This window comes from Duganella sp. sic0402 (assembly GCF_019219065.1).
GTDB lineage: Bacteria > Pseudomonadota > Gammaproteobacteria > Burkholderiales > Burkholderiaceae_D > Rugamonas.
Map to the genome: position 1 here is coordinate 1085460 of NZ_JAHUWK010000001.1, position 26931 is coordinate 1112390.

General features: G+C 62.8%; 23 protein-coding genes and 2 riboswitches. Of the genes, 12 read left to right on the top strand and 11 right to left on the bottom strand.

Translation table 11 applies throughout. The features are described from left to right. Nucleotides 1-11: 11 nt before the first annotated feature. The 3 genes from KW842_RS04645 to KW842_RS04655 all read right to left on the bottom strand — a co-directional run bounded on the left by KW842_RS04645 (nt 12) and on the right by KW842_RS04655 (nt 5448). Nucleotides 12-1205: a cell division protein ZipA C-terminal FtsZ-binding domain-containing protein gene (locus KW842_RS04645; protein WP_218302887.1), complete on the bottom strand. Its 1194-nt coding sequence runs from the start codon at nt 1203-1205 to the stop codon at nt 12-14. Next, the gene (gene smc, locus KW842_RS04650; RefSeq protein ID WP_218302888.1) at nt 1202-4729 is read right to left on the bottom strand and encodes a chromosome segregation protein SMC; all 3528 of its coding nucleotides are present in this window, start codon (nt 4727-4729) and stop codon (nt 1202-1204) included. The genes KW842_RS04645 and smc overlap by 4 nt, the downstream gene beginning before the upstream one ends. A 92-nt stretch (nt 4730-4821) precedes the next feature. Then, the gene (locus tag KW842_RS04655) at nt 4822-5448 is read right to left on the bottom strand and encodes a phosphatase PAP2 family protein (RefSeq protein WP_229223523.1); all 627 of its coding nucleotides are present in this window, start codon (nt 5446-5448) and stop codon (nt 4822-4824) included. Nucleotides 5449-5690: 242 nt separating this feature from the next. On the opposite strand from KW842_RS04655, the gene KW842_RS04660 reads away from it, so the two are divergent. After that, nucleotides 5691-5894 (top strand): hypothetical protein, encoded by a 204-nt coding sequence (locus KW842_RS04660; protein ID WP_218302890.1) that lies wholly within the window; start codon nt 5691-5693, stop codon nt 5892-5894. A gap of 51 nt (nt 5895-5945) precedes the next feature. On the opposite strand, the gene KW842_RS04665 is transcribed toward KW842_RS04660, so the two are convergent. Continuing rightward, the gene (locus KW842_RS04665) at nt 5946-6506 is read right to left on the bottom strand and encodes an ATP-dependent Clp protease proteolytic subunit (protein ID WP_218302891.1); all 561 of its coding nucleotides are present in this window, start codon (nt 6504-6506) and stop codon (nt 5946-5948) included. A gap of 121 nt (nt 6507-6627) precedes the next feature. Further along, nucleotides 6628-6714: riboswitch (glycine riboswitch) on the top strand. Nucleotides 6715-6734: 20 nt separating this feature from the next. Then, a riboswitch (glycine riboswitch) is annotated at nt 6735-6833 on the top strand. Nucleotides 6834-6900: 67 nt separating this feature from the next. On the opposite strand from KW842_RS04665, the gene gcvT reads away from it, so the two are divergent. The 8 genes from gcvT to KW842_RS04705 all read left to right on the top strand — a co-directional run bounded on the left by gcvT (nt 6901) and on the right by KW842_RS04705 (nt 13661). Then, nucleotides 6901-8022 carry a glycine cleavage system aminomethyltransferase GcvT gene (gcvT, locus tag KW842_RS04670; protein WP_218302892.1) on the top strand — a complete coding sequence of 374 codons (1122 nt, stop codon included), beginning with the start codon at nt 6901-6903 and terminating at the stop codon, nt 8020-8022. Nucleotides 8023-8055: 33 nt separating this feature from the next. Continuing rightward, the gene (gene gcvH, locus KW842_RS04675; protein WP_218302893.1) at nt 8056-8436 is read left to right on the top strand and encodes a glycine cleavage system protein GcvH; all 381 of its coding nucleotides are present in this window, start codon (nt 8056-8058) and stop codon (nt 8434-8436) included. Between the two features lie 105 nt (nt 8437-8541). After that, nucleotides 8542-11436, top strand: a complete 2895-nt coding sequence (gene gcvP, locus KW842_RS04680; protein WP_218302894.1) for an aminomethyl-transferring glycine dehydrogenase — start codon at nt 8542-8544, stop codon at nt 11434-11436. Between the two features lie 83 nt (nt 11437-11519). Continuing rightward, nucleotides 11520-11846, top strand: a complete 327-nt coding sequence (locus KW842_RS04685; RefSeq protein ID WP_218302895.1) for a winged helix-turn-helix domain-containing protein — start codon at nt 11520-11522, stop codon at nt 11844-11846. Nucleotides 11847-11854: 8 nt separating this feature from the next. After that, a complete protein-coding gene (locus KW842_RS04690) occupies nt 11855-12091 on the top strand; it encodes a hypothetical protein (protein WP_218302896.1) in 237 nt (78 codons plus the stop codon). A gap of 20 nt (nt 12092-12111) precedes the next feature. Continuing rightward, nucleotides 12112-12534 carry a hypothetical protein gene (locus KW842_RS04695; RefSeq protein ID WP_218302897.1) on the top strand — a complete coding sequence of 141 codons (423 nt, stop codon included), beginning with the start codon at nt 12112-12114 and terminating at the stop codon, nt 12532-12534. 28 nt (nt 12535-12562) lie between these two features. After that, nucleotides 12563-12907 (top strand): hypothetical protein, encoded by a 345-nt coding sequence (locus KW842_RS04700; protein WP_218302898.1) that lies wholly within the window; start codon nt 12563-12565, stop codon nt 12905-12907. Between the two features lie 79 nt (nt 12908-12986). After that, nucleotides 12987-13661, top strand: coding sequence for a hypothetical protein (locus tag KW842_RS04705; RefSeq protein WP_218302899.1), 675 nt, complete (start codon nt 12987-12989; stop codon nt 13659-13661). On the opposite strand, the gene KW842_RS04710 is transcribed toward KW842_RS04705, so the two are convergent. Genes KW842_RS04710 through KW842_RS04720 form a run of 3 tightly spaced genes read right to left on the bottom strand, consistent with a single transcriptional unit; the run spans nt 13658 to nt 16193 of the window. Continuing rightward, on the bottom strand, nt 13658-15097 hold the full coding sequence (locus KW842_RS04710) for a hypothetical protein (RefSeq protein WP_218302900.1): 1440 nt from the start codon (nt 15095-15097) through the stop codon (nt 13658-13660). The two genes, KW842_RS04705 and KW842_RS04710, sit on opposite strands and share 4 nt — an antisense overlap. Further along, complete coding sequence (locus KW842_RS04715; RefSeq protein WP_218302901.1) at nt 15094-15810, bottom strand: ABC transporter ATP-binding protein; 717 nt, start codon at nt 15808-15810, stop codon at nt 15094-15096. The genes KW842_RS04710 and KW842_RS04715 overlap by 4 nt, the downstream gene beginning before the upstream one ends. Next, on the bottom strand, nt 15807-16193 hold the full coding sequence (locus KW842_RS04720) for a GntR family transcriptional regulator (protein ID WP_218302902.1): 387 nt from the start codon (nt 16191-16193) through the stop codon (nt 15807-15809). The genes KW842_RS04715 and KW842_RS04720 overlap by 4 nt, the downstream gene beginning before the upstream one ends. Nucleotides 16194-16373: 180 nt before the next feature. On the opposite strand from KW842_RS04720, the gene xth reads away from it, so the two are divergent. From xth to KW842_RS04735, 3 genes are read left to right on the top strand one after another with little or no spacing between them, the layout of a single operon-like run. Continuing rightward, nucleotides 16374-17153 (top strand): exodeoxyribonuclease III, encoded by a 780-nt coding sequence (gene xth, locus KW842_RS04725; protein ID WP_218302903.1) that lies wholly within the window; start codon nt 16374-16376, stop codon nt 17151-17153. Next, complete coding sequence (locus tag KW842_RS04730) at nt 17153-17917, top strand: histidine phosphatase family protein (protein ID WP_218302904.1); 765 nt, start codon at nt 17153-17155, stop codon at nt 17915-17917. The genes xth and KW842_RS04730 overlap by 1 nt, the downstream gene beginning before the upstream one ends. Continuing rightward, complete coding sequence (locus KW842_RS04735; RefSeq protein ID WP_218302905.1) at nt 17914-18810, top strand: NAD(P)H-hydrate dehydratase; 897 nt, start codon at nt 17914-17916, stop codon at nt 18808-18810. The genes KW842_RS04730 and KW842_RS04735 overlap by 4 nt, the downstream gene beginning before the upstream one ends. Before the next feature lie 10 nt (nt 18811-18820). Here KW842_RS04735 and KW842_RS04740 read toward each other — a convergent pair whose 3' ends face one another. From KW842_RS04740 to KW842_RS04755, 4 genes are all read right to left on the bottom strand, one after another. After that, nucleotides 18821-20485, bottom strand: a complete 1665-nt coding sequence (locus KW842_RS04740) for a peptide chain release factor 3 (RefSeq protein WP_218302906.1) — start codon at nt 20483-20485, stop codon at nt 18821-18823. A gap of 71 nt (nt 20486-20556) precedes the next feature. Beyond that, nucleotides 20557-25134, bottom strand: a complete 4578-nt coding sequence (locus tag KW842_RS04745; RefSeq protein WP_218302907.1) for a pilus assembly protein — start codon at nt 25132-25134, stop codon at nt 20557-20559. A gap of 10 nt (nt 25135-25144) precedes the next feature. Continuing rightward, nucleotides 25145-25720: a hypothetical protein gene (locus KW842_RS04750; protein ID WP_218302908.1), complete on the bottom strand. Its 576-nt coding sequence runs from the start codon at nt 25718-25720 to the stop codon at nt 25145-25147. After that, complete coding sequence (locus tag KW842_RS04755) at nt 25717-26931, bottom strand: PilW family protein (protein WP_218302909.1); 1215 nt, start codon at nt 26929-26931, stop codon at nt 25717-25719. Before KW842_RS04755 ends, KW842_RS04750 begins: the two co-directional genes overlap by 4 nt.

Here is a 26931-nt window from a genome sequence, read left to right on the forward strand (position 1 = left end):
AACTGGCTTTCTTAGCTGAACAGGCGCAGTGCACGGGTGGAGCCTGCCGGGATGTCAGCGTCGTTCATCTCGGCGTAGAAGTCCTGCACCTGGCCAGCGATTTCGGTCAGCGCGCCATCCGACAGCGGCTGGTTGTAATCGTCGACGATGGTGCCGTCCAGGCGTGCCATCAGGCTGCGGGCACAAGCGACCATGGCGCCGAAACCGTCACGCGCCGGCGCCACGCATGGCACGTCCAGCAGCAGCGTCAGGCGCGCGGTGGTTTCTTCGGCCGGTGTGACATTGGTCGACAGCGAGAACAGGAAACCGCCCTCGCCGTCCGGCATCACGAAGCGGCCGTCCGGACGCAGGTCGAAGCCCTGCTTCTCCAGTGCGCTGATCAGCGTGTTGATCGCCCATGGCGCACCATTCGTTTGCAGGTTGACGCCCAGCTGCGCGTCGTGTCCGGCGACGAAGCGGTGCAGATTGCGGGCTTCGGCCATCACTTCAATCATGTCGGGAATCGCCGGTTCGGCGCCGATTTCGTCGGCCATGGCGCGCAGGCGCGTCACCAGTTCCGAATATTCCAGTTCGTTCAGCGCGGTGCTGCGGCTGGCCAGCTGCACGCCGCCTTGCAGCTCGGTATAGACGCCGCCGTGGGCGATCGGTTCCCAGTCGCCGCTGACGGCCTTGCCGATGTAGTGCACCGGCTTGTTGCCGACCATGCGCAGCGTTTGCAGCACCGGCAGCAGCTTGTCGCCGCGCGCCGGGGCCTCCAGCGCCAGCGGCAGCAGGCAGTCGATCAGCGGATCGACCAGCGCCGTAGCCTGCTCGGCAGCCGCCGCCGAAGCAGCGTTGGCGCGCGCGGCCAATTCGTCTTCGCTGGCCGGACTGCCAGTGCCGTCGTCGGTGGTAAATTCCGCCGCGACCGCGCCCAATGCCGCAGCAGCAGCCGAAGCTTCGCCGCCTGCGATTCCAGGTGCGGCGCTGTCCAGCGAGAAGCTGGGCTCCTGGCGAACGTGTGGAGCATGAGGCGCGTGCGCAGCATCAGCGCCCGGCGCCAGTTGCGGCTCGTCGCCGGTGCGCATCAGCACATCGTCGTGGTCGGTCGAGAAAGCACGTTCGACGCTTTTCTTGGCCTTGTATTCCTGGATTTTGTTGTACGTGAAAACACCGGCGACAAACACGCCGGCGGCTGCGATTAAGCTAATTTGGAGATCTGTCATGCTGCTTGTGCCTCGGAAGCGAAGTTTGCGGCGGATTCCATATCCACCGCCACGATGCGCGATACACCCTGCTCTTGCATCGTCACACCGATCAGTTGATTGGCCATCTCCATCGCAATCTTGTTGTGCGAGATGAAGAGGAATTGTGTGTGTTCGGACATGCGCTTGACCATACGGCAGAAGCGCTCGGTATTGGCGTCGTCCAGCGGCGCGTCCACCTCGTCCAGCAGGCAGAATGGCGCGGGATTCAGCCGGAACATGGAGAACACCAGCGCGGTGGCGGTCAGCGCTTTCTCGCCACCGGACAGCAGGTGGATGGTGGCGTTCTTCTTGCCCGGCGGCTGGGCCATGACCTGCACACCGGAGTCCAGAATTTCGTCGCCGGTCATGATCAGCTTGGCCTGGCCACCGCCGAACAGGATCGGGAACAGCTCGGAGAAGTGGCCATTGACGCGGTCGAACGTATCTTGCAGCAGATCGCGGGTTTCCTTGTCGATCTTGGTGATGGCGTCTTCCAGTGTGGTGATCGCCTCCATCAGATCCGCGTTCTGCGCATCGAGGAAGTTCTTGCGTTCGGAGGCGGTGGCCAGTTCGTCCAGCGCCGCCAGGTTGACCGCGCCCAGCATCGATATGGCGTTGGTCAAACGCGTCACCTCGCCTTGCAGATAGGACGCTTTCATGTCCGGATGCAGCTTCTCGGCCAGCGCCGCCTCGTCGGCCTGCACTTCGGCCAACTGCGCGGCAAACTGTTCCTGGTTCAGGCGCGCGGCCTGTTCCTTCAGCTGCATTTCCATGATCTTGTCACGCTGCGGTTGCAACGCGCGCTCGGTCGACATGCGGCCTTCTTCGAACAGGCGCAGTTGCTGCGCGATCTGATCGAGTTCGTGGCGCGCGTCCGACAACGCTTTTTCCTGTTCGGTGCGGCGATCCAGCAGCGCCTGCAAGCCGTCGTTGGCGCTGCCCTGGTCCAGGCCCTCCAGCTCCATGCGGCCGGACTCCAGGCTTTCCGTCACTTGGGCCACCTGCGCCGTCGCCGTGGCGACATTGCGGCGCAATTCCTCGATCTTGCTGCGCTGGGTCTTTTCCGCGAACTGCACTTCCTGCGCCGCACGCTCCAGGTCGCGCAAGGCTTCGCGGGCGTCGGCAAGGCGCTGTTCTTTTTGCAGAAAGTCGGTCTGGCCATCCTCGTGCGTGCCTTGCAGCTCGCCGAGTTCCATGTCCAGCTGCTCGAACTTCTCTTCTGACTCCAGCTTGATCTGGGTTTGTTCTTCTTCCTGCGCGGTGATCTCGGCCAGGTCGGTTTCGATCTGCGTGCTGCGCTGGTTGAAGCGGGCTTCGATCTCGGACAGCTTGACCACTTCCAGTTGCAGCGTATGCACCGATTGCTGCAGGCTTTGCAGCTTGGCGCGGTATTCGGTCAGACGGCGCGTGAGATCCGACACGGCGGCGTCGGCGCGCACCGAGCGCGATCGCGCTTCGTCGGCCAGCATCTGCTGCGCGCGCAGCTGCTTGGTGATGTTGTCGATTTCCTGCTGGCGTCCGAGCATGCCGTCCTGCTCGGAGTCGGCGGCGTAAAAACGCACACTACCCTGCGTCACAATGTGGCCCTGGCGGGTGACGATGCTGCCGCCTGCCGGTAGCTTGACGCGGTCGGCAAACGCCTGGGTGGTGTCGTCGGCGATGTAGACGTTGTGCAGCCAGTCCTGCAACAGGCCGCGCAGGCCCGGATCGTTGATCTTCAGCAGATCCAGGAAAGGCTTCAGGCCGGCCACCTCGGTAGTCACCGGCGGCACGGCGGTGGATGGCGCATACAGCGCCAGCTTGGCCGGCGGCGCATCGTTGAAAAAGGCCTTGGCCCATTCGATATTCGACATCTGCAAGGCCGAGGTACGCTCGCGCAGCAGCGATTCCAGCGCCGGCTCCCAGCCTGCTTCGATGTTCAGTTTCTGCCACAGGCGCGGCAGCGACTCCAGCTCGTGCTTTTGCAGCCACGGCGTGACCTTGCCCTGCGTCTGCACGCGTTCCTGCAACTGGCGCAGCGCATTGAGACGCGCTTCCAGCTGCGCGTTGGCGGCGGTTTCGGCGTTGACCTGCTGCTGGGCTTCCTGGCGCTCCTGCTCCAGCTTGGGCTGCTGCTCCAGCGCCTCTTCCAGCACGAAGTTCTGCTCTTCCAGCGCCTGCTGCTTTTCTTCCAATTGCAAGCGCAGATTGGACAGGTGCGCGCTGTCCGGCAGGCTCAAGCCGCTTTTCTCCTGTTGCAGGCGCTCGCGCCGCACCGCCAGGCCGTTGAGGATGTTGTTGGCGTTGCGCTGGTGCGCCGATTCCAGCTCCAGCTGCTGCTGCGCCTGCATGATGCGCGAACGCGATTCGGTGCTGCGGGTCTGCGCTTCCTTCCAGGCCTGTTCCAGCATCGGCAGCGATTCGGCCTTTTGCTCGGCCATCATCTGCGCTTCCTCGACCTTGGCGCCCAGTTCTTCCAGCGAGAATTCCGCTTCTTCGATCTGTTCGCCGGCCTCGCTGGCCTGGCGCTGCCATTGATCGCGCTGCGCCGTCAATGCGGCCAGCTGCGCTTGCAGGCGGCCGCGCGATTCGACCACGAATTTGATCTGCGCTTCCAGGCTGCCGATTTCGGCATTGGTCTGGTACAGCGCGCCCTGCGCCGAATGCAGGCGGTCGCCGGCGGCAAAGTGCGACTGGCGCATCTGCTCCAGCGACAGCTCGACATTGCGCAGCTTGGCGGTTTGCTCTTCCAGATCGTTTTGCGCCTGCTCGACTTCGCGGAAGTATTTTTTCTGCTCGTTCTCGGCTTCGATCTTGCGCAGCAGCCAAAGCAGTTTTTGCTTCTCTTCCTGGTCGGCTTGCAACTGGTGGAACTTGGTTGCCACGGCGGCCTGGCCCTCCAGCTTTTCCAGGTTGGTGTTCAGTTCGCGCAGGATGTCTTCGACGCGCAGCAGGTTTTCGCGCGTGTCGTGCAGGCGGTTTTCGGTTTCCCGGCGGCGCTCCTTGTACTTGGAGACGCCGGCCGCCTCTTCCAGAAACACCCGCAGCTCTTCGGGGCGCGACTCGATAATCCGCGAGATCATGCCCTGGCCGATGATTGCGTAAGCGCGCGGACCAAGGCCGGTGCCGAGGAAAATATCCTGGATGTCGCGGCGCCGCACCGGCTGGCCGTTGATGTAGTAAGTGGAAGTGCCGTCGCGCGTCAGCGTGCGCTTGACGGCGATCTCGGCATACTGGCCCCACTGCCCGGCGGCCTTGCCGGCATGGTTGTCAAACACCAGCTCCACCGATGAGCGCCCGGCCGGCTTGCGGTGGGTGGAACCATTGAAAATCACGTCCTGCATGGACTCGCCGCGCAGCTCGGAAGCCTTGGATTCGCCCAGCACCCAGCGCACGGCGTCGATGATGTTCGACTTGCCGCAGCCGTTGGGACCCACCACGCCAACCAACTGACCCGGCACCTGGAAATTGGTGGGATCAACGAAAGACTTAAATCCCGACAATTTGATGGAGGATAGACGCACGTTGTTATCTAGGTGTTTGGGCTGGAAAATTCCACAATAATACCATTTTGTGCATCATATCAGGCCAAAAAGGCATTGCGCTACACCATTGCTCAACGCACCTGCGGACGCGGCTTATGCCAGTTGGCGCGGGTGTAGGGATGGTCGTGTCCGGCCAGGTAAAGCGCAGCCTTGGTGATCCACATTTCGGCCGGGATGGGCTTGAGCTGCGGCGCCACCAGCAGCACCGGCACGCACAGCGCCACCAGCACACGGCTCAGCGCCAGGTGGCGCTCCTCGTTGGCGCACCAGATGAAGCCGGCAGCCACGGCCAGGCCCAGCAGGCAGCCGGTCCAGGCTTCGGACGGCGAATGCGCCTCGACATAGATGCGCGACAGCGCGATCAGCACGGCCAGCAGCACACCGGCGGTACTGCCCAGCATCTGCGCCCATGGCGGCGACGAGCGCGTCGCCAGGAAACCGGCCACCGGATACACCGCCGCGGCGCGCATCGCATGGCCGCTGAAGCCGCCAAAGTCCACCGAGGCGACGCCTATGCCCCAGCCGATGAAGAGCATCTTGGTCAGCACCACCAGCGCCATGCCGCCGCCGAACAGCAGCACCCAGGCGCGCGTCAGCCGCCATGATTTGCCGGCCACCAGCCACACCACGATGGCGACGCTGATTGGTCCTGTCACCGCCAGACTGCCCACCACACTTAACCAGTGCCACCAGAACATCACGCTCTTCCTATTTCATCATATGGCAACATTTTAGCCTTCATTGCAGCGCAACAAAAGTGAGGTTCACCTTAAACCACACGAAAAGTCCAAGGTTCTCTCCTACAAGCCACTGGGAAGGACGCCGATACCGGTCCGAAGCGCGAGCACGCATCATGGCCTCACCGGAAACGCCTCAGCTACCACCATAGCCGGGACGAGTCTGGCGAGTACGTTCTTTTCACTTTTACAAAGGAATCAAAATGAACTCGAATCAAAAAGGCAGCAGCAACCAGGGCTCGAAACAAGGTTCCAGCCAAGGCAGCGGCAAGCAATCGGGCAGCGCAGGCTCGTCCAGCGGTTCGCGTGGCGCCAATCAAACCGGCACCCAGGGCGGCAGCCATGAGCAACATGTCGAAGCTGGCCGTCAAAGCCACAAAAACGACAAACAGTCCGGCAACCGCTAAGTAGGCAATCAGCGGTTCGTGCGGCGCCGCGCGCGCCGCATGCCGGCATCATCAGATATTGGCCACACGCTGGCCTTCGGGCGGCACAAAATCCTCCACCCCATTGATCAGCTTTACTTTCAGCGCTTCGGCCGCCGTCAGGTGCAGGTCGGAATACTCGTGCGTGCGCCAATGCTCGTCAGTCAATTCGACATGCTTGCGCAGGATCTGCTCGGTACGGGCGTCGTCTGCCTGCAGGCCTTCAACGATGATGCGCAATGCGTCCGGACGGGCGCCATGCGGCGCGCTGGCGTGCGACTTGTGCACCATGAAGCGCGCAGTGTCGCTGGCATAGCGCTCGGCGCCGGCCAGGAACAGGATCACCGCGATCGACGCCACCGCGCCGGCGTTGTAGGTGACGATCTTGATCGGCAGCTTGCTCAGGTAGTTGTACAGGCAGATGCCGTCGCTGACGTAGCCGCCATTGGACTGAATCAGGATGTGGGCGGTGGTGATGCGGTCTTCGGTCATATCGGCGACCGCATCGAACACGCGGCGCACCATATCGCTGTTGACATCCCCGGACAAGGTGAACCACGCGTGCCCGTCGTAATTGGTTTGGTCTTGGCGCATTTCTGGGCTCTCAAAATAATGTGATTTATTCTAGCAAATTGTTGCTTTTTCAGCTTCCCTGCCGTTCATTCGTGCGCGGCCGGGCAAGATTGACATTCAAGCCCTTCTGACATATATTTCCGAGTCTTGATCGGGAGAGGGCAAACTCGCGTTGCCGCCGAAGGGGCACTACCCAAAAACTCTCAGGCAAAAGGACCGGTCAAGGGGCCTCGCAGCTGTCACAGCGCAGGCTCAAACTCTGGAGAGAGGTTGCGGACGCAACCCACCGAAGGGGCGTGCGGAACCTGCTTCCGCTATCTCTCAGGTACCAAGGACAGAGGGGCGCAGCATGATGGAATCATTCATTTGACTCCCTGATTTTCTGTTAACCGCCTCTTTTCGTTCGGACCGTACCATGACGCTCAAAGCTACCCCCCTCAATAACGCACACCGCGCAGCCGGCGCCCGCATGGTCGATTTCGGCGGCTGGGACATGCCGGTCAACTACGGTTCGCAAATCGAAGAACACAACGCCGTGCGCACCGACGTCGGCATGTTCGACGTGGCGCATATGTGCGTGGTCGACATCAAGGGCGACAATGCGCGCGCCTTCCTGCGCAGCCTGCTGGCCAACAACGTCGACAAGCTGCAAGTATCGGGCAAGGCACTGTACTCCTGCATGCTGAATCCAGAAGGCACGGTCATCGACGACCTGATCGTCTACTTCATCAACGAAAGCTGGTTCCGCCTGGTGGTCAACGCCGGCACCGCCGAGAAGGACGTGGCGTGGATGCAGCAGCAGAACACCGCCGGCAACCACGGCCTGGCTATCACCCAGCGCCGCGATGGTGACAACGCCATGGCGCTGATCGCCGTGCAAGGCCCGAACGCCCGCACCAAGGTATGGGAAGTAATCCCGGAATCGCAACAAGCCACCGCCGAGATGAAGCCATTCAACGTGGCCTTCGCGCAAAGCGCCGCGTTTGGCGAGGCGATGATCGCCCGCACCGGCTATACCGGCGAAGACGGCTTTGAGATCGGCGTCGCCGCTGATCAAGCTGAAAAGCTGTGGAACGCGCTGGCCGCCGCTGGCGTCAAGCCGGCAGGCCTGGGCGCGCGCGATACGCTGCGCCTGGAAGCTGGCATGAACCTGTACGGCCAGGACATGGACGACACCGTCAACCCGCTGGACGCCGGCCTGGCATGGACCATCGATCTGGTGTCCGAGCGCGATTTCATCGGCAAGTCGGCGCTGCAAGCCAAGGGCCAAAACGCGCAATTCGTCGGTCTTATCCTGCGTGAAAAAGGCGGCGTGCTGCGCGCGCACCAGAAAGTCATCGTGGCCGGCACCGAAGCCACCGGCGAAATCACCAGCGGCACTTTCAGCCCGACCATGCAGCAGGCGATCGCGCTGGCGCGCGTGCCGAACGGCGTCAACATCGGCGACACCGTGCATGTGGAAATCCGCGACAAGAAACTGGCCGCGTCTGTGGTTAAATTGCCGTTCGTCCGCAACGGCAAAATCCTGGCCGTCTGAATTTAATACCCTCACCCTCTGGAGCATTACAACATGAACATTCCTGCAGACCTGAAGTACACCGAATCCCACGAGTGGGTACGCGCTGAAGCCGACGGCACCGTCACTGTAGGCATTACCGAATACGCACAGGATGCGCTGGGCGATATCGTTTTCGTTGAACTGCCAAAAGTCGGCACCAGCTACACCGCCGGCGACGACGCCGCCGTGGTGGAATCGGTGAAAGCCGCTTCCGACATCTACGCACCGGTATCGGGCGAAGTGGTGGCGGTCAATGACGACGTGGTCAACGCGCCTGAGTCGATCAACAGCGACGCTTACGCTGCCTGGCTGTTCAAGATCAAGCCAGCCGACGCCGCAGCCATCAACGGCCTGCTGGACGCTGCGGCCTACGCCAAAAATACCGGCGCCTGATTCCCGCCGCTCCCGCCCAGGCGGGAGCCGACAGAACGCCAGCTCAGCATGGGTTCCGGCTTGCGCCGGAACGACAGTCTTTCTCTCTCTGCCCTCGCCCACATCATGACCCGCACCAGCCTGACCCAACTCGAAGCACGCGACGCTTTCATCGCCCGTCACATCGGCCCGGATGCCGCCGAACAGCAGGACATGCTGTCGGTACTCGGCTACGCCACGCGCGCCGCCCTGATCGACGCCATCGTACCCGCCAACATCCGCAACAAGGCCGCCCTGCCGCTGGGCGCCTACACCCAGCCAATGCCGGAAAACGAAGCGCTGAACAAGCTGAAAAAAATCGCCTCAAAAAACAAGGTGCTGAAGTCGCTGATCGGCCAGGGCTACTACAACACGCTGACGCCGAACGTCGTCCTGCGCAACATCTTTGAAAACCCGGCCTGGTACACCGCCTATACGCCTTACCAGCCAGAGATTTCGCAAGGTCGCCTGGAAGCCATCCTGAACTTCCAGCAGACCATCACCGACCTGACCGGCATGGGCATCGCCAACGCGTCGATGCTGGACGAAGGCACGGCCGCTGCCGAAGCGATGACGCTGATCCAGCGCGTCAGCAAATCCAAATCGAATGTGTTCTACGTGGCCGACGACGTGCTGCCGCAAACGCTGGAAGTGGTGCAGACCCGCGCCAAGCCGCTGGACATCGAAGTCAAAACCTTCCACCCGGCCGGACTGGCAAGCGTGGGCGAATGCTTCGGCGTGCTGCTGCAATACCCAGGCGTTAACGGTAACGTGCGCGATTACAAGGCCGACGTGGAAGCCATCAAGGCCAAGGGTGCGATGGTAGTCGCCGCCGCAGATCTGCTGGCGCTTACCGTGCTGACGCCACCAGGCGAATGGGGCGCCGACGTGGTGGTCGGTAACTCGCAGCGCTTCGGCGTACCGCTGGGCTTCGGCGGCCCGCACGCCGGCTACATGGCCACCCGTGACGAATTCAAACGCTCGATGCCAGGCCGCCTGGTTGGCGTGACCATCGACGCGCAGGGCAACAAGGCTTACCGCCTGGCCCTGCAAACCCGCGAGCAGCACATCCGCCGCGAAAAAGCCACGTCCAACATCTGCACCGCGCAGGTACTGCTGGCAGTGATGGCGTCGATGTACGCCGTCTACCACGGCCCGCAAGGCCTGCAGCAGATCGCCAAGCGCGTGCACCGCCTGACCGGCGTGCTGGCGTCGAATCTGAAAACGCTGGGCTACACCGTCACCAACGACACCTGGTTCGACACCCTGACCGTCGCCGTCAACAACGCTGAACAGCTGCACGCCTCGGCCCACTCGCACGGCGTCAACCTGCGCGTGATCGACGCCACCCACGTCGGCGTATCGCTGGACGAAACCACCACCCGCGAAGACATTGCGCTGCTGTGGACCGTGTTCTCGCATCCGGTCGGCGGCCCGGCCCACGGCCCGGACTTCGACAGCGTGGAAGCCGCCGTTGGACGCGCCTTCCCCGAAGCGCTGGCGCGTACCTCGGCCTACCTGAGCCACCCGGTATTCAACCGCTATCACTCGGAAACCGAGATGCTGCGCTACCTGCGTTCGCTGGCCGACAAAGACCTGGCGCTGGACCGCACCATGATTCCGCTGGGCTCGTGCACCATGAAGCTGAACGCCACCAGCGAAATGATCCCTGTGACCTGGCCTGAATTCTCGACCATCCACCCGTTCGCGCCGGATGCACAGACCATCGGCTATCGCGAGATGATCGCCTCGCTGGAAGAAATGCTGTGCGCGGTGACCGGCTACGCCGCCATCTCGCTGCAGCCTAACGCCGGCTCGCAAGGCGAATACGCCGGCCTGCTGGTGATCCAGGCTTACCACCAGTCGCGTGGCGAAGGCCACCGCAACATCTGCCTGATTCCATCGTCGGCGCACGGCACCAATCCGGCATCGGCATCGATGGTCGGCATGCAGGTGGTGGTGACCGCCTGCGACGCCAACGGCAACGTCGACCTGGCCGACCTCAAAGCCAAGGCCGAGCAGCACTCGAACAACCTGGCCTGCGTGATGGTCACCTACCCGTCGACCCACGGCGTGTTTGAAGAAGGCATCCGCGAGCTGTGCGAGATCATCCACAGCCACGGCGGCCAGGTCTACGTGGACGGTGCCAACATGAATGCACTGGTGGGCGTGGCCGCACCGGGCGCGTTCGGCGGCGACGTGTCGCACCTGAACCTGCACAAAACCTTCTGCATCCCGCACGGCGGTGGCGGCCCAGGCGTCGGCCCGATCGGCGTCGGCGCGCACCTGGCCAAGTTCCTGCCTAACCAGCGCTCCAACGGCTATATCCGCGACAATGCCGGCATCGGTTCGGTGTCGGCCGCGCCATACGGCTCGGCGTCGATCCTGCCGATTTCGTGGATGTACATCGCCATGATGGGTGCGGAAGGCCTGACCGCCGCGACCGAAACCGCGATCCTCAACGCCAACTACATCGCGCGCCGCCTGTCGCCCCACTTCCCGGTGCTGTATGCAGGCCACGACGGCCTGGTGGCGCACGAGTGCATCATCGACCTGCGTCCGCTGCAGGACGCCACCGGCATCAGCAACGAAGACGTGGCCAAGCGCCTGATGGACTTCGGCTTCCACGCGCCGACCATGTCCTTCCCGGTGCCGGGCACGCTGATGATCGAGCCGACCGAATCGGAATCGAAAGCCGAAATGGACCGCTTCATCGACGCCATGATCGCCATCCGTGGCGAAATCGCCAAGGTGGAAAGCGGCGAATTCGACAAGCTGGACAACCCGCTGAAATTCGCGCCGCACACCGCCGAGGTGCTGACCGCCGATGTGTGGGAGCGCAAGTATTCGCGCGAAGTTGCAGCCTATCCGGTGCCGTCGCTGCGCAAGCAGAAATACTGGCCACCGGTCGGCCGCGCCGACAACGTCTACGGCGACCGCAACCTGTTCTGCGGCTGCGCGCCGATCAGCGACTACGAGTAAGCTAGTCCGCCTTCAACAATCCCGGCCGCGCGCCGGGATTTTTTTTGCTTGCATTCCTTACACCTGTCAGATATTCTTTACACATGAAATCAAAACATCTCACAGGCGATCAGCTGCTGGCGGCATTGGCGGCGCTGTCCAACCCGCACCGTTTGCGGGTGGTGGCGGCGCTGGCTTCCGGCGGACGCAATTATGTGAGCCAGCTGGCGCGTGACTTGAATATCAGCCGGCCCTTGCTGCATCTGCATTTGCAGAAGCTGGAGGAAGCCGGCCTGGTAAGCAGCCAGATGGAATTGTCGGAAGACGGCAAGGCGTTGAATTTTTTTGAAACCACGCCTTTCGCCATCGATCTGACACCCGCCATGATCGCGGCGGCAACGGCAACCCTGACACACAACCCTGAAAAATAGAGGCGCATATGTCTGAACCGGTTTACCTGACTACCCTGGCCATCTTATTCGGCACCATTTTCATGATCTTCCTGATACGCTCGCAGACCATCATCAAGAAGGCGCAGCTGCAAGCCGACGGCGAAGAGTCTTACCGCCTGATCGCCGAACGCGCCGTCGCCGCGCAGGAAGAAACGGCCGCCGCCCTGGCCGACCTGAAAACCCGCATCATCGCCATCGAAAAAGTATTGAAAGAAGTCGAATAACACTCACCGGGAGCATCGCCATGCCACACGTATCGCTGTTTCGCCTGTATTCGCTGAGAGCCGTCTATCTGATCATTGCGCTGGGACTGGCGCTGGCCGTGTGGCCGGGTGTGATCCACCACGCCGAACCATGGGGAATGGCCCAGGGCGTGGTGAAATGCATGCTGACCGCCTTCAGCCTGCTGTGCATCGTCGGCATCCGCTACCCATTGCAGATGCTGCCGGTGCTGCTGTGGGAAATGACGTGGAAGTCGCTATGGCTGCTGCTGGTCGCCCTGCCCGCGTGGCGCAGCGGCCAGATGGACGACGCCATCATCACCACCGCCTTCGAATGCTCGGTTGCCATCATCATCCCGCTGGCCATGCCGTGGCGCTATGTATTTGACCACTACATCCGGAAAACCGGAGACCGCTGGCGCACAGCATCCGCCCAGATGCTGTAATCTACGCGGACCAACCACGGGAGCGACCTTGAAAGCATCGTCACGCGCTGTACTGATATCCGCCTTGCTGTTTCCGGGCCTCGGCCACCTGGCGCTGCGGCCCCGGCGCGTTGCGCGCGGCATGCTGTTCCTGGTGCCGGCTGCGGTGGCCGTGCTGTACCTGCTCAGCACCATCCTGCAACTGACCAATCAGCTGCTGGATGAAATCAACAATGGCAGGCTGGCGCTGGATCCGGTGGTAGTGCTGGAGCGCGTCCATGCCTCGGGCGCCGACAACTTCGCCACCAACCTGGCGTCAGCGGTGGTGCTGCTGTGCTGGGTCAGTGCGGTGGTCGATGTGCTGTGGCTTAGCCGGCCTGCCAAGCTATCCTGATTGTAATGCTGACAGCGAGCAATTCGCTGCCACACGCTGTTACAATCCGCCGCAAACTATCCCCCTGCCTGTTTCCCACATGATGCTGCTAAATACCCTGAACCGGTCGCACCGCGCGATCGGTGCGGGCCTGCTGGCCTGCGCTTCCCTGCCCGCCCATGCCGGCCGTCCGATGACAGTGGACGATGCGGCCATCGTATCGCCTGGCCAATGCCAGCTGGAGAGCTACGTCCAGCGCGCCGGCGAGGTGCGGGAATTCTGGGCGACCCCGGCCTGCAACGTCGGCGGCGACTGGGAACTGGCGCTCGGCGGCGCCGTGGTGGAGGAAGGCGCCACCCACACCCACCTGGGCCGGCTGCAAGCCAAGACAGTGTTCAAGCCGCTTGAAGCGGACGGCTGGGGCGCGGGCCTGGTGCTGGCCAACCAGTTCAGCAGCGGGCGCGGGCTGGATGGCGATCTGTCGGTCAACGTGCCGCTCAGCTTTTCGCTGCGCGGCGACAGCGTACTGCTGCACCTCAACGCCGGCGCGATCCGCAGCCAGACGCGGCGCGTTACCGATCCCAGCTGGGGCATCGGCGCTGAGTTCAAGCTGGACGAGCGCAACTCGCTGACGGCGGAAAGCTTTGGACAGCGCCGCAGCCATGGGCGCTTGCAGCTCGGTTTCGCCCACGCGCTGATCCCGGATCGGGTGCAGATCGACGCCACGCTCGGCAAGCGGCTGGTGTCGATCGGCCTGGTGCTGCAAACGCCTTAAACCGCCAGCCGCCCCGCCGGCAGCACCGGCGGCAGCGCCAGCAGCTTGCGCCAGCGGCGGTACAGCTCCAGCAAACTCAGCACGGCAACCGCTCCGCCGAGCCAGAACCACGGCACCTCAAATCGCGCGCTGACTACCGACAGCAATACATTGCAAACGATCGCATACAGCACAAGCAATGTGCTCCACGAGGGACTGCTCACGGTTGCCATGACAAGATAATTGCGCAGCATCATGCAGGCCAGCGGCAGTATCAGTGTCGCCAGCATAAAAGTCACGCCGCGCAAGCCGGCCGCCCCGTGCACCAGCCAGTCGATGCCGGCCACACTCGCCAGCGTTGCCAGCCACACCGTGAAGAAGCCGCGCAGCATCGCGCCACCCAGCAGGCGGTTGATGCTGGCCTGCGCCGGGGCGCCGGCGCTGAGGAAAAATATCTCTTGCTCAGTTCGATAGCGTTGCGCGCCGTCCACCACGCTGGTGATATACATCAGCGCAGCCATCAGTATTGACCACTGCGCTATGATGCCCATCAACGCAAAGACACCGGGTTTGACGTGGCCATCGGCAAGCGCCAGTACGGCCAGCGCAATCAATGTATTGCCCGCTACGGAAGTGACATAGCCTGCCGGATGGGCGCCCGGCCCGAGCGCGTATATCATCATGCGTTGCGGCGTCCCGCCATTGCGGCTGTCCGCGCGCAGCTCCGCCTGGTAACGGCTGCTGCGCATGGCCTGCCACCATGCCCCCAAGCGCGTGAGCGGTACAAGCTGGCTTGGTGAACGCACCGCATCCTTGTTGCGCAAATGGCGTTTGAACCAGGCCCAGTGCGCATCGCCTCCCTGCGGGAATACCGTGCGCAATCCCCAGGCGCCCAGCGCCAGCAACAGCAGGCTGCCGAGTGCGGCGACAGCGGGCTCGCCCAAGCCATGATGCAGGGCTAGCGCAATCTTATCCGGCGAGTCGGTCTGGGTAAGGGGCAGGAAGATCGCGGCCGGGGAAAATGCCAGCCAGCCGTGGCGTGTGGTGAACAGAATATAGACGTTCATCATGCCGCCTACCAGCAAGGCATAGCCCCCATGGCCAAACAACAGCGCCGCCGACAGGCCGAGCAGCAGCGAGCTGGCGATGCACAACGCAGCGGTCAGCCTGATCAAACGCACGCGCAGCTGCGGCACCAGGCTGGCGTACTCTGGCCGGTTCTGCGCAATCGCCCCCTTCAGGAAGGCGCTACACCACATCTGCCCGTTGGCCCACAGGAACAAGGCCAACAGGCCCTTCCCCGCCAGCGGCTTGCCGAAGCACAGCGCCACAGCCACAATCAGCAATGCACCGGCCAGCAGTATGATGCTGACGCGCTTGAGCGTGCGGTAAGCGGCTTGGTCCCGCACCAGCTGCAACAGCAGTTGCCGGTATGCCGGCCAGCCGGTCGCGCTCATTTCGCCACCTCGAAGAACAGGTCTTCCAGGCTGAGGTTTCTGCCCTCCAGTAGCTCATCCAGTGCGCCTTGCAGCACGATTTTGCCGCCTTGCAGGAAGGCCACGTCCAGCGCCACCCGCTCCAGGTCGGACAGAATGTGGGTAGAGAAGATCACGGTGGTATCGCGTTCGATGACGCCGCCGATCAGCTCTTGCAGAAAATCGCGGCGGCCGATCGGGTCCAGGCTGGCGACCGGCTCGTCCAGCACCAGCAGCTTGGGATCATGGGCCAGCGCACGGATGATGGACAGGCGCTGCTTCTGGCCGCCGGAGAGCTTGACGATCTGTTTGTGCGCGGCCTCGCCATTAAAGCCCCAGCGCTGCATCAGGCCATCCACCTTGGCCTGATTCCAGCGCGGATACAGCGCCTTGAAATAGTCCAGGAGTTGCAAGGGAGTCAACCATTCAAAGATCTCGGACTTTTGCGGCACATAGCCGATGTCCGCCCGCACTGCATCGTTCAGCGCCAACGCTGGATGGCCAAATAGCGTGCTGCCGCCAGAGTCCGCTTCGCGCAAACCCAGCAGGCATTCCAGCAGCGTCGACTTGCCGGCGCCATTACGGCCAAGCAACCCGATCACCTTGCCCGGTTGAATAGTCCAATTAACTCCCTGCAACACCTGCTGTTTATCAAAGGCTTTATACAGGTTATTGATTTCAACGACTGACTTCATTTGGTTTCTCCAAGAATTTTGGTGAACAGCGCAATAACAGTTTCAGTGTCCAGTTCCAGCTGGCGCGCTTCGGCAGCGGCGCGTTCCAGTGTCGGGATTAAAAGATGTTCGCGGCCCGGAGATTTATTTCCTTTGGCGACCAGCATGCCCACTCCACGGGCGCGGCTTAATAAGCCCTCGGTTTCCAGCATGTTATATGCCTTGGAAACCGTCATCGGATTAACGGCCAAGGTCACAGCGACATCCCGCACCGACGGTAAAACATCGCCCGGTTTTAAAACACCGGCCGCAACCAGCCGCCGGACTTGCTCGATCAATTGCCGGTAAATGGGATCGGACGAGCCGGTGCTTATCGAGAACAGAGTGGAAGTGTGGCTAACCATGGTACTCGTATTTGTGTATTAGTTGATTAATACAGTATGTGAAAATTTTCATGATGTCAAGCGCTGTGTTGGCTGCACGCCAGCACTTGGCCTGATCGCGCCAATTACTGGCGTGCCCTGAGGGCGTTTGCGTGCGGCGGCGCACGGCCGCCCTGGGCTTTACGTGGCTATACTAAGGCCATGCGTATCGCCACCTTCAACGTCAATGGCATCGGCGCCCGCCTGCCCGCACTGCTGCAATGGCTGGAAGACACCCAGCCGGATGTGGTCTGCCTGCAAGAATTAAAAGCGCCACAAGAAAAATTCCCGGTCGATGCTATTCAGGCAGCAGGATATCAAGCTATTTGGCACGGGCAGAAAAGCTGGAATGGCGTCGCCATATTGGCGCGCGGACAGCTGCCAATAGAAACCGGCCGTGGCCTGCCGGACGATCCCGATAACAGTCAAAGCCGCTATATCGAAGCGGTAGTCGACGGCATATTGATTGGGGGTTTATATCTTCCGAATGGCAATCCCGCGCCAGGACCAAAATTTGATTACAAACTTAAATGGTTTGAGCAGCTGATTATTCATGCTGAAAAATTATTGGATAGCCCGGCTATATTGGCGGGTGATTTTAACGTCATGCCGACCGAGCTGGATGTATATAAACCGGAGCGCTGGCTGGACGACGCCTTATTCCGACCGGAAGTCCGCGACGCCTATCATCGCCTGCTGGCGCAAGGCTGGACCGACGCGCTGCGCAGCATGCATCCGGGCGAGAAAATCTACACCTTCTGGGATTACTTCCGCAACGCTTACGGCCGCGACGCCGGGCTGCGGATTGACCACCTGCTGCTCAGTCCATCGCTGGCGCCCGCGCTGAAAAACGCGCAAGTCGACCGCGATGTGCGCGGCCGCGAAAAGCCCAGCGACCACGCGCCGGTCTGGGTCGAGCTGGATATCAAAAGGATAAGCTGATGGAACAAAAATGGCCCCAGCAACTCTGGCTGGTACGGCACGGCCAAAGCGCCGGCAATGTCGCGCGCGAGGCGGCGGAAGCCGGAAAACAATTCCTGATTGACATCGCCGATCGCGATGTCGACGTGCCCCTGTCAGAACTGGGCCAGCGCCAGGCCGAGGCCATGAGCAGCTGGTTTCACGCGCTAGGGCCGGAAGGCCAGCCGACGGTGGTGCTGCATTCGCCCTATGTACGGGCGCGCGACACCGCCCAAGCCGTGCTGCAGCAACTGAACCGCGAGCAACTCACCGCCATCGCCTCCGACGAGCGCCTGCGCGAGAAAGAATTCGGCATCCTCGACCGATTGACGCCGCTGGGCATCCACGACAAATATCCGGAGCTGGCGGAACAGCGGGCCCACGTCGGCAAATTCTATTTCCGGCCGCCGGGCGGCGAAAGCTGGTGCGACGTCATCCTGCGGCTGCGCAGCGTCATCGACACCATCACCCGCGAATACCGGGGCGAACGGGTGCTGATCGTCGCCCACCAGGTGATTGTGAACTGCTTCCGCTACCTGCTGGAGCGGCTGGACGAAGACGCCATCCTGGCCATCGACCGCGCCGGCGACGTGCCCAATTGCGGCATCACCGAATACCGCTTCGATCCGGAGGCCGGCAAGCACGGCAAACTGGTGCTGTTGCAAGCCAACTTCGTCGCGCCATTGGAACAGACCGGCACCCCGGTCACGCACGAAAAAGACCAGCCTGCGGCGGCCAAATCATGAGCGAAGACATTACCGCCCGCCTGCTGCGCGACTGGCCACTGCCGATGCCGCAAGCCGAGGCGGACAAAGAGGCACGCGGCTATGTGCTGATCATCGCCGGATCAACCGAAATGCCCGGCGCGGTCCTGCTGGCCGCCACCGCAGCCCTGCGTGCCGGCGCGGGCAAACTGGTCATCGCCACAGCGTCCAGCGTCGCGCCACAAGTCGGCGTGGCTGTCCCCGAAGCCAGAGTGATCGGCCTGGCGGAAACGCCAGACGGCGGCCTGCTGGCCGACAATGCCGACCGCCTGCACCAAGCCTGCCAGCAAGCGAGCGCGGTCCTGATTGGGCCCGGCATGCAAGACCAAGCAGCCTGCTGCAAGCTGGTCCGTGCCATGCTACCGCACTGTGCCGACAAGCCATTAATACTGGACGCCGCCGGCATGAGCATCGCCAGCCGCGATGCCGACTGCGGCCCGGACGGCCCATTCCGCTTCCATACACCGGTAATGCTGACACCGCATGCAGGCGAACTCGCCAGCCTGACCGGCGCCGACAAGAACGACATCCGCTCCCAGCCCGACGCCGCCGCCCGACTGGCCGCCCAGCGCTGGCAAGCGACAGTCGTACTAAAAGGCGCGCTAACAATCATCGCCGACGCAAACACCCAGCAATGGCGCCACGAAGGCGGCAACACCGGCCTGGCGATATCGGGCTCGGGCGACGTACTGGCGGGCATCATCACCGGCCTGGCCGCGCGTGGCGCAACACTGGAACAAGCGGCCGCCTGGGGCGTAGCGCTACACGCAATGGCTGGCGAACAGCTGGCCCTCAAACATGGCCCGCTAGGCTACCTGGCCCGCGAAATCAGCAACGAAATCCCGGCCCTGCTGCGCACCCTCTCCACCAATTAATCCGGGGAATTTAGAGCTTGGCGGAGTGTTCGCGGGTGGCGTGGAATTGCAGCTTCGGCCAGCGCTCCTGCGTCAAACGCAGATTGACGCTCGACGTGGCCAGATAGGCCAGGTTGCCGGCGGCGTCGTAGGCGACGTTGTGGCCCAGCTGATCCTCAAAGTCCGACAACGCTTTTTTGTCGTCGCTGGATACCCAGCGCGCGCTGCTGATGCTGGTGCTTTCGAATACCGCGTCGACGCCGTATTCGTTCATCAGTCGGCTGGCGACCACTTCAAACTGCAGCACGCCGACCGCGCCCAGTACCAGCTCGCCGCCCTGCACCGGTTTGAAGACCTGCACCGCGCCCTCTTCACCCAGCTGTTGCAGGCCTTTATGCAGCTGCTTGATCTTCAGCGGGTTGCGGATGCGTACCTGGCGGAAGAAGTCCGGCGCGAAGAACGGGATGCCGGTAAAGGTCAGCAGTTCGCCTTCGGAGAACGAATCGCCGATCTGCATATTGCCGTGGTTAGGCAGGCCGATGATGTCGCCGGCGTACGCCTCTTCCACCTGCTCGCGGGTCGACGCCATGAACGTCACCACCGACGATACCTTGACCTCGCGCCCCAGGCGCAAGTGCTTGACCTTCATGCCGCGCTCGAAACGCCCCGAGCAGACGCGCAGGAAGGCGATGCGGTCACGGTGCGCCGGGTCCATATTCGCCTGGATCTTGAACACGAAACCGGTGAACGGTTCTTCTTTCGGATCGACCGCGCGCACGGTGGCGTCACGCTCGCGCGGCGCCGGCGCCCAGTCGACCAGCGCCGACAGGATCTCGCGCACGCCGAAGTTGTTGATCGCCGAACCGAAGAACACCGGCGTCTGCACGCCCGCCAGGAATTGCGCCAGATCGAAGGGGTGCGATGCGCCGCTGACCAGCTCCACTTCCATGCGCAGCTGATCCATCTCCAGCGGGAACATTTCCTGCAAACGCGGATTGTCGATGCCTTCGATCAGCTCGAACGCGCCGTCAGCCTTCTCTTCACCAGCCTTGAACAGCATGATGGTGTCGTTCAGCAGGTGGTACACACCGCGGAAGTTCTTGCCCATGCCGATCGGCCAGGTCACCGGCGCGCACTGGATTTTCAGCACCGATTCCAGCTCGTCCAGCAGTTCCAGTGGATCGCGGGTTTCGCGGTCCATCTTGTTCATGAAAGTGACGATCGGCGTATTGCGCATGCGGCACACGTCCAGCAGCTTGATGGTCTGCGCCTCCACACCCTTGGCGGCGTCGATCACCATCAGCGCCGAGTCGACCGCCGTCAGCACGCGGTAGGTATCTTCCGAGAAGTCCTGGTGGCCCGGCGTATCCAGCAGGTTGACCACGTGGTCGCGGAATTCAAACTGCATCACCGACGAGGCCACCGAAATGCCGCGCTGCTTCTCGATTTCCATCCAGTCGGAAGTCGCATGGCGGCCCGATTTACGCGCCTTGACCGTACCGGCCATCTGGATCGCGCCCGAGAACAGCAGCAGCTTTTCGGTCAGCGTGGTTTTACCCGCATCCGGGTGGGAGATGATGCCGAAGGTGCGGCGGCGCTGGACTTCACGCGCGATCAGGGCCGGCGTCTTGGCGCTGGTTGACTCGCCTGCGGCGTCGTTATTCTCGGGGATTGTGTTTTCGGTATCGTTGACCATGTGTGCGCGATCTGAGGCGGTTCTGCAAACCCTCGATTATACCGCCTCTTCCCCCACGCCAGAACTCTTTATTATTGCCCTTTGATGCGCCGCCAGCCCACCCGGTGCGCCTCGGCCGTGTCCAGCTCCTTGGCGGCGCTGGTGGCATTCGTGCCGTCGGCAAAGGTGGTGATCAGTTTCAGCTGCCCGCTCGGCAGCCGCACGATGATGAAGCCCACCGCCGCCGAGGTGTTCGACAAGGTCGCTCCGGCGGGATCGCCATTGACGCCCTGCCCGCTGCACACGTCCAGCTGGTACAGATTGCTGGTACCGCCCACCGAGCAGGCCGATGAGGACGACGGTATATTGGTGATCACATTCGCAACCCCGCTGACGATTTGCGGATCGAGATTCATGCGCTCGCCCAGATTCAGGTTCCAGTTCAGATACCAGCCGTCCTTTTGCGCCAGGTCGACCTGATTATTGGTGACCGCATAGGTCACCGAGTTGCTGGACGAGCCTTTCACGCTCAGCACCTGCTGCACCATATTCGACGTGGGCAGGCTGCCCAGCGCCGTGCCGCCATCTTTCAGCGCGTACAGGCTCTGTACGTCGGTGTTGGAGGTATCCGGCACATCCAGCAGACGCCCGCTGCCGAACAGCACCACCCGCGTCGCGGAGATCCGCGTGCTGGTGACCCCGTTGGCGTTGGTGCTGGTGACCGGCACGCCACACAAGGTCACGTCCGGCCGCGTGGTGATCGGCCTGGCGGCGCCCGCCGTGCCCATGCGCAGCACGGTGATCGGGCCGGTTTCGCTGCTCAGGTCGAAGCGCCACATCTGCCCCAGCACATCGCCGCCATAGATGTAGGTGACGGTCGGATCAGCCAGCGGGTCATTGCTGATGGCGGTGATCTTGGCCAGGCCGGACGGCGTGCCGGCGTCGCCGGAGGTGGTGGCCTTGGCCAGCACTTCGCCGGTCGCCACGTCCACCACAAACAGCGTGCCCACGCCGGAGCCGCCGGACACGCCGTCGGTGCCGGTCACGTTGTTATAGCCCGAGGTCAGGAACACCACCCACCTGCCACGCCATTTGCCGAATTGCGGATTGCCGAAGGTCAGGCCCAGGTCCGCATCATGATGCTGCGGGCATACCACCGGGTCGGCGCACAGTTCCCACAGCACCTTGGGATCGTCCGGCTGCGTGACATCCAGGGCATAGTAGCCGCGCCCGCCCGCGTTCAGACCGGCCACCAGCACGGTGCGCCAGGCGCCACCGATCTGCACGTCCGCCACTTCCGGCGAACCGTCAACGCTGAATTGGTGATTGGTGCCGTAAGTGATGCTGGCCAGCGCCGCCATCTTGTTCATGACGATGCGCGGCACATAGGCCCACCGCTCGGCGCCGGTCTTGCCATTGAAGGCATGCAGCATGCCGTCGTTGGCGCCGACAAACACCGTGCCCACCCGGCCCGCATAGTCGGTCTTGTACTGGGTGTAAGACTGGTCCGGATAACTGTTGTGCGGCTCGCGCACATAGGCCGGCTTGGACGAGGCGATGTCGCCGATGACGATCGGCACCGCATTGCCGTTGGCGTCGGTGGTCGTGGTATAGGCGCGGAAGATATTGTCGTCGGCATAGGTCTGCACGCCGCGCAGCCAGTTGACCAGGTGCGCGCCATTGTTGGCGATGGCCTTGTCCGCAGCCGACAGCAATGTGCATTGCGACAGGATGCTGCACTTGCTGGCAAACCAGCTCTTGGTGGTGGCGTCCATCAGCGCGTCGGTGAACAGGAAATCGACCGGGTCCGAGCCTGGCACCTGGTCGGGCTTCATCATCTTGATTTTGCGTGTCGCCAGCGCGCTGCCGACGGTGGTATTGGTGCTCCAGTCGGGCTGCGCGATAACCTGGCCGGTGCTGGTATCGATCTTGCGGTCGGTCAGCTCGCCGTACCAGTGCACGGTGGTGAAGGTGGCGGAGAAGATGTCGTTATCGGTCAGCGTGATATTCGGTGTCGAAGTCGCTGCCGCCGCCGCTGCACCGGTGCGCACCTGCATGTTCGACAGCGCTTCGCGCAGGCCGTTGACCACGTCTTTCGGGTCCTGCGCGCTGAAGTATTTGCCATGGCCGTTGATGGCCGCGTGCCACAGGTCGTCCACCCGCTCCTGCACGGTGCTGGCGGTATTGGTCACATCGGGATTCGGCCACACATAGGCGCCGCCGCCATTCCACGGACAGCCGCTGGGCGCCTGGGTGATCAGGTTGTAGAAGTCGCCGCCTGGCTTGGGCGCGGTGTCGTAGTTCGGCTCATAGGTCATGATGCCGTCCACGCCCAGTCCCAGCGTGTAGGTATTCATGTGCAGGTGGGTGTTTTCGCCGGCTGCAGCCGGCACCGAGCCAGGCTTGCTCATGTCCGGCTCCAGCGACGGCCGCAGCGACACGGTGCCGGTGCTGGAGCCGCCGTTATACCAGTGCAGCGCCACGTCAGCAATCGACGGCTGGCTTTGCGCGCGCTTGTCGACACAACCGGTGGCGATGGAACAGAAGCGCGACGGATTTTCCACGTTGTCGTTGTTGACCACATTGTTGGTGGTGCTGCCGTTCCAGTAGCCGTCGGTGGTCAGTATCAGGAAATTCGGCTGGCACGGGTACTGCACCACTTCCTGGTTGGATGCGTAGTTGTACGGACTCAGATTGGCAAACATGCGGCCGACATTGTCCATCGCCGTGCGGATCGGGGTCGAGCCGGAGGTGGTGGTGTTGTACAGCGTGCTGTACCAGGTGGTGCGCGCCGCGCCGGAGAACTCGGCCGGTTTCATGTCGATGGCGCTGCCCGCCCCCGCCGCCGACAGCTTGACGTAGCCGACTTTGTAGTTGGCGGTAATCGGCGAAAACGCGATGCCGACCGAGGTCTTCATCATTTGCAGCCGGCTCTTGTAGTACACATACCAGTTGGCGAAGTTGGTCATCTCCTCCGCATAGGTACAGGTGGCGCCGGGACAATCGACCCGGTCGGCGGTTTTCGGATAGGTCTGGCCGCTGACGATATTCACCCGCACAAACGGATTAGGCGCCGCCAGGCCGGGCGTAATGGCGCCGTAAGTCAGCGGGATGGTGTCGACCACGGCGTTGACGTTGTTCCAGCTCAGGCTGCCGGCATTGGCCACCGAGAGCGCAATCGTGCCGCCGCTCGACGTGCTGGTGGCGTCGATCAGGCACACGCCGGTGTTCCCCAGCGGCGCCGGGCAATTGCTGCTGCCGCCGATATAGGCGCGGGCAGAGGCATTCAGCGTGCCGATGCCACTCACCATCGACGCCGCCACTTGCGCCGCACTGCGGCCGTTGCCCAGGCTGGCGTTGCTGAGCAAGGTCGTGCCGTTGAAGCTGACAGTGAGCCGCGCCGAATTGCCGGTGGTGCCGCTGAACGTCACCGAGGCGGGCGACAACCGCAGTGCGCTGGAAGTGGCCGACAAGCCCCAGCCGGAACGCGTGCCATCGGTGTATGGCGTGCAGTTCAGCACGATGAACGATCCGGCGCAGCTCAGCACCGGCACCACCGCCACCACGTTATCGGCGCTCAGATTGATGCCGAAGGTGCTGCAAGCTGGCACGGTGGATTGGCCGGTCGGTGTACGCACACAGGCGTAGTACAGCCGCGTCGACGTCACATTGGCGTTGAAGGTGGCGGTCGAGGTGGCAATGATATTGGCAGCCAGCGCGCTGGCCATGGTCTGCTGCTTGATGGCGCTGTTGGTGCCGGTGCTGGCGGTGACCGTGCCGCTGCTGATCGTGGTCACATTGTTGCTGGTGTCAGTCACCTGCACATTGCTGATGCCGAGTGAGGTGGCGCTGCCGGACGCGCCAATCGCAATCGTGCCAAACGAGACGATGGCGCCGGTCGGCTGCGAATACGCCGGATACACATACGAACCCACGCGCTTGCCTTGGCACTGGGTCAGCGCGCGGTCGCTGCACCAGCGCACTTTGACCGGCACCGGATAACCGTCCGGCGCCGCCGCGCCCAGCGTGGTGGATTTGCAGGTCTTCATGGTGTCGTCGGTGCAGTACTGGCCAACGCCGATGGTGTAGTAATACGGCGCGGTGGTGATGTCCACCGCCGTGCGGTACAGCAGGTCCGGATAGGTATAGCTGGCGCTGTTGAAGGCGCACAGATTGAGCGCGCTGACCAGGCACCACTTCAGGTCGGGAAAGCCGCTCACCAGGTTGATGTTATTGCTGCCGGTATTGCCGAACAGGTCGGCGCGGCGCGCGCCAAAGCCGTCATTGCTGACCACCGTCCAGTTGCTGGTGTTGGCCGCGTTCTGTTCCGGATAGAAGCTGCCATCGGCCTTGATCGGCACCATGTAGCGGATGGCCGGGTTGTAGTACTGCTTGTTGAAGTCCGGGCTCATGAACGGCGGATGGCCGACATTGCAGGCCATGACACCGAGCGCCAGCGTCAGATTGCTGCGGCACAGATTGTCGTTGACGTAGTCCGGCGTGTAGGTCTGGTCCATCGAGCCGGAGTTATCGAACAGCAGCATCAGGTTGGGCTTGACGCTGCCGGTGCCGGTGATGTTCAGCAGCGGCACCTGGGCGATCTGCGTGGTCGCCGCCATCGCCGGTGCGCCGCCCGACAGCATCAACAGGAATAACAGCAGCTTCTTCATGATGATCTCCTCAAGGCCCTTTCATGATGACGGCCTGCGTCACCACATTGCCGCCGCGCGGACCGAACACGCGCGCTGTTACCACGTAATGAATCTGCGCCGCGCCAGCCAGGTTGGGCGCGTCCACGCGCAGCGTCTCGCCCAGCGCGCGCGGACCGGTGCTGCCCGGCCTTGGCGCCGTGGTCTGGCAGCGGTTGCTGCTGTCATACGAACCGGGAAAATCGCACATGCGATGGATCACATACTCGACGCGGTTGCCGTCCGCGTCGGCGGGCAAGGTAATCGATCCCAGCCAGAAGTTGGGATTGCCGGCGGTCCAGGTCTGCGACAGTGTCGCCACATAGCCGGCCGACGGCTGGTCGGCCAGCAGGTCGGCCTTGGTGGCCAGATTGCGCAGATAGGTAAAGCCGGCATGCAGGCCGGCGTCGGCGGCCTTGCTCATGGCGGCGTCATAGGCCAGGTTGCTGGTGGTGAGCGTGGTCGAGGTGCTGGACTTCAGCAGATAAATACTGCTGACCATCATCACCGCCAGCATGATCAGCATGATGGGCAAGGCAATACCGCGCTGGTAGGCAGGATGCTTCATGGCCGGTACTGGGAGTTGACAATGGGGACGATGTTTTCAAATACCCGGTAGCGGTAGCACTTCCAGCTCAGCGCGTCGCCCGCCACCGCCACGTTGACCTGCACCGGCAGCGGCGTCACACCGGACGGCACGCTGGTGGCGAACACAGTCGGCATCACCGTGGTGGCAGTGCACTCTCCGCCGGGGCGCGGCTTTTCCACGGTCTTGCTGCGCGCGACGACCGCGATACGCACGGCGGCAATGCGCTGGTAGTCGCCCAGGCCGCCGCTGGCGCCATCGCTGTCGGCATCGATCATGGCGCCGCTCCACGCGCCGATCTGCATGCCGCCGTTGGCGGTCGGCAGCAGCTGCTTGCCGTTGTTGCTCGGATTGGGATCGTAGTTGGCCAGCACCCGCGTGTCGAAACCGTATTGCGCCTTGACCGAGACGATGTTGTCGGCCACCGATACGCCGGCCGCGCTGGCGCCCGCCAGGTCAGTGGCGCGCAGCAGCAGCACGCCATTGCTGACCGACCAGGTATGGAAATGCAGCTGGTCCGGCTGGCCCAGGTTGTACAAAAAGGTGACATTCATGCGGTAACCCTGGACCATGCTGGCCGCCGCGTTGTAGCGGTACTGGCTGCCGCTTTGCAGCAGCATTTCAGCGCCGCGCCCGTTGGCCGGGTTGAAGCCGGCAATCTGCACCACCGTGCACGGCCGGTCCGGCACCTGCGGCGCCACCACCAGCACATCGCCGGCGTTGTAGCCGTATGGCCTGTTTTCCGCGCCGCTCAGAAACGACTCGCCCGCGTAATCGGCTTTCATCAGGGTCGAGCCGATGCCGGCGTTGGCGCTGCCGCTATTGAAGGAAATCACATCCGGATTGGCACCGTTGGACTGGATCACCACCGACGCCAGCGGCGTGATCGCAACGCCGTCGCGCTGCGCCGTCAGCAACTGGTAGCCGCGCTGGTCGCTGAAGGTGGTGGCGCAGCCGTTGACGGTGCGGTCGTTCAGGCCCCAGCCTGCGGTGGCGGCGTCGCCGCTCAACTGGAACATTGCCAGCATGCCGTTCTGCATGGAGTCGCCGCCACCGACGGCGGCGTCCTTGTTGGTTTCGCCGCTGATCACCAGCCGCGTGGCGAACAGCAGCGCCAGCATGCCAATCACCACGCTGACCATCAGCTCCACCAGTGAGAAACCGCGCGCGCGGCATGTCGTCAAGGCGTTCAT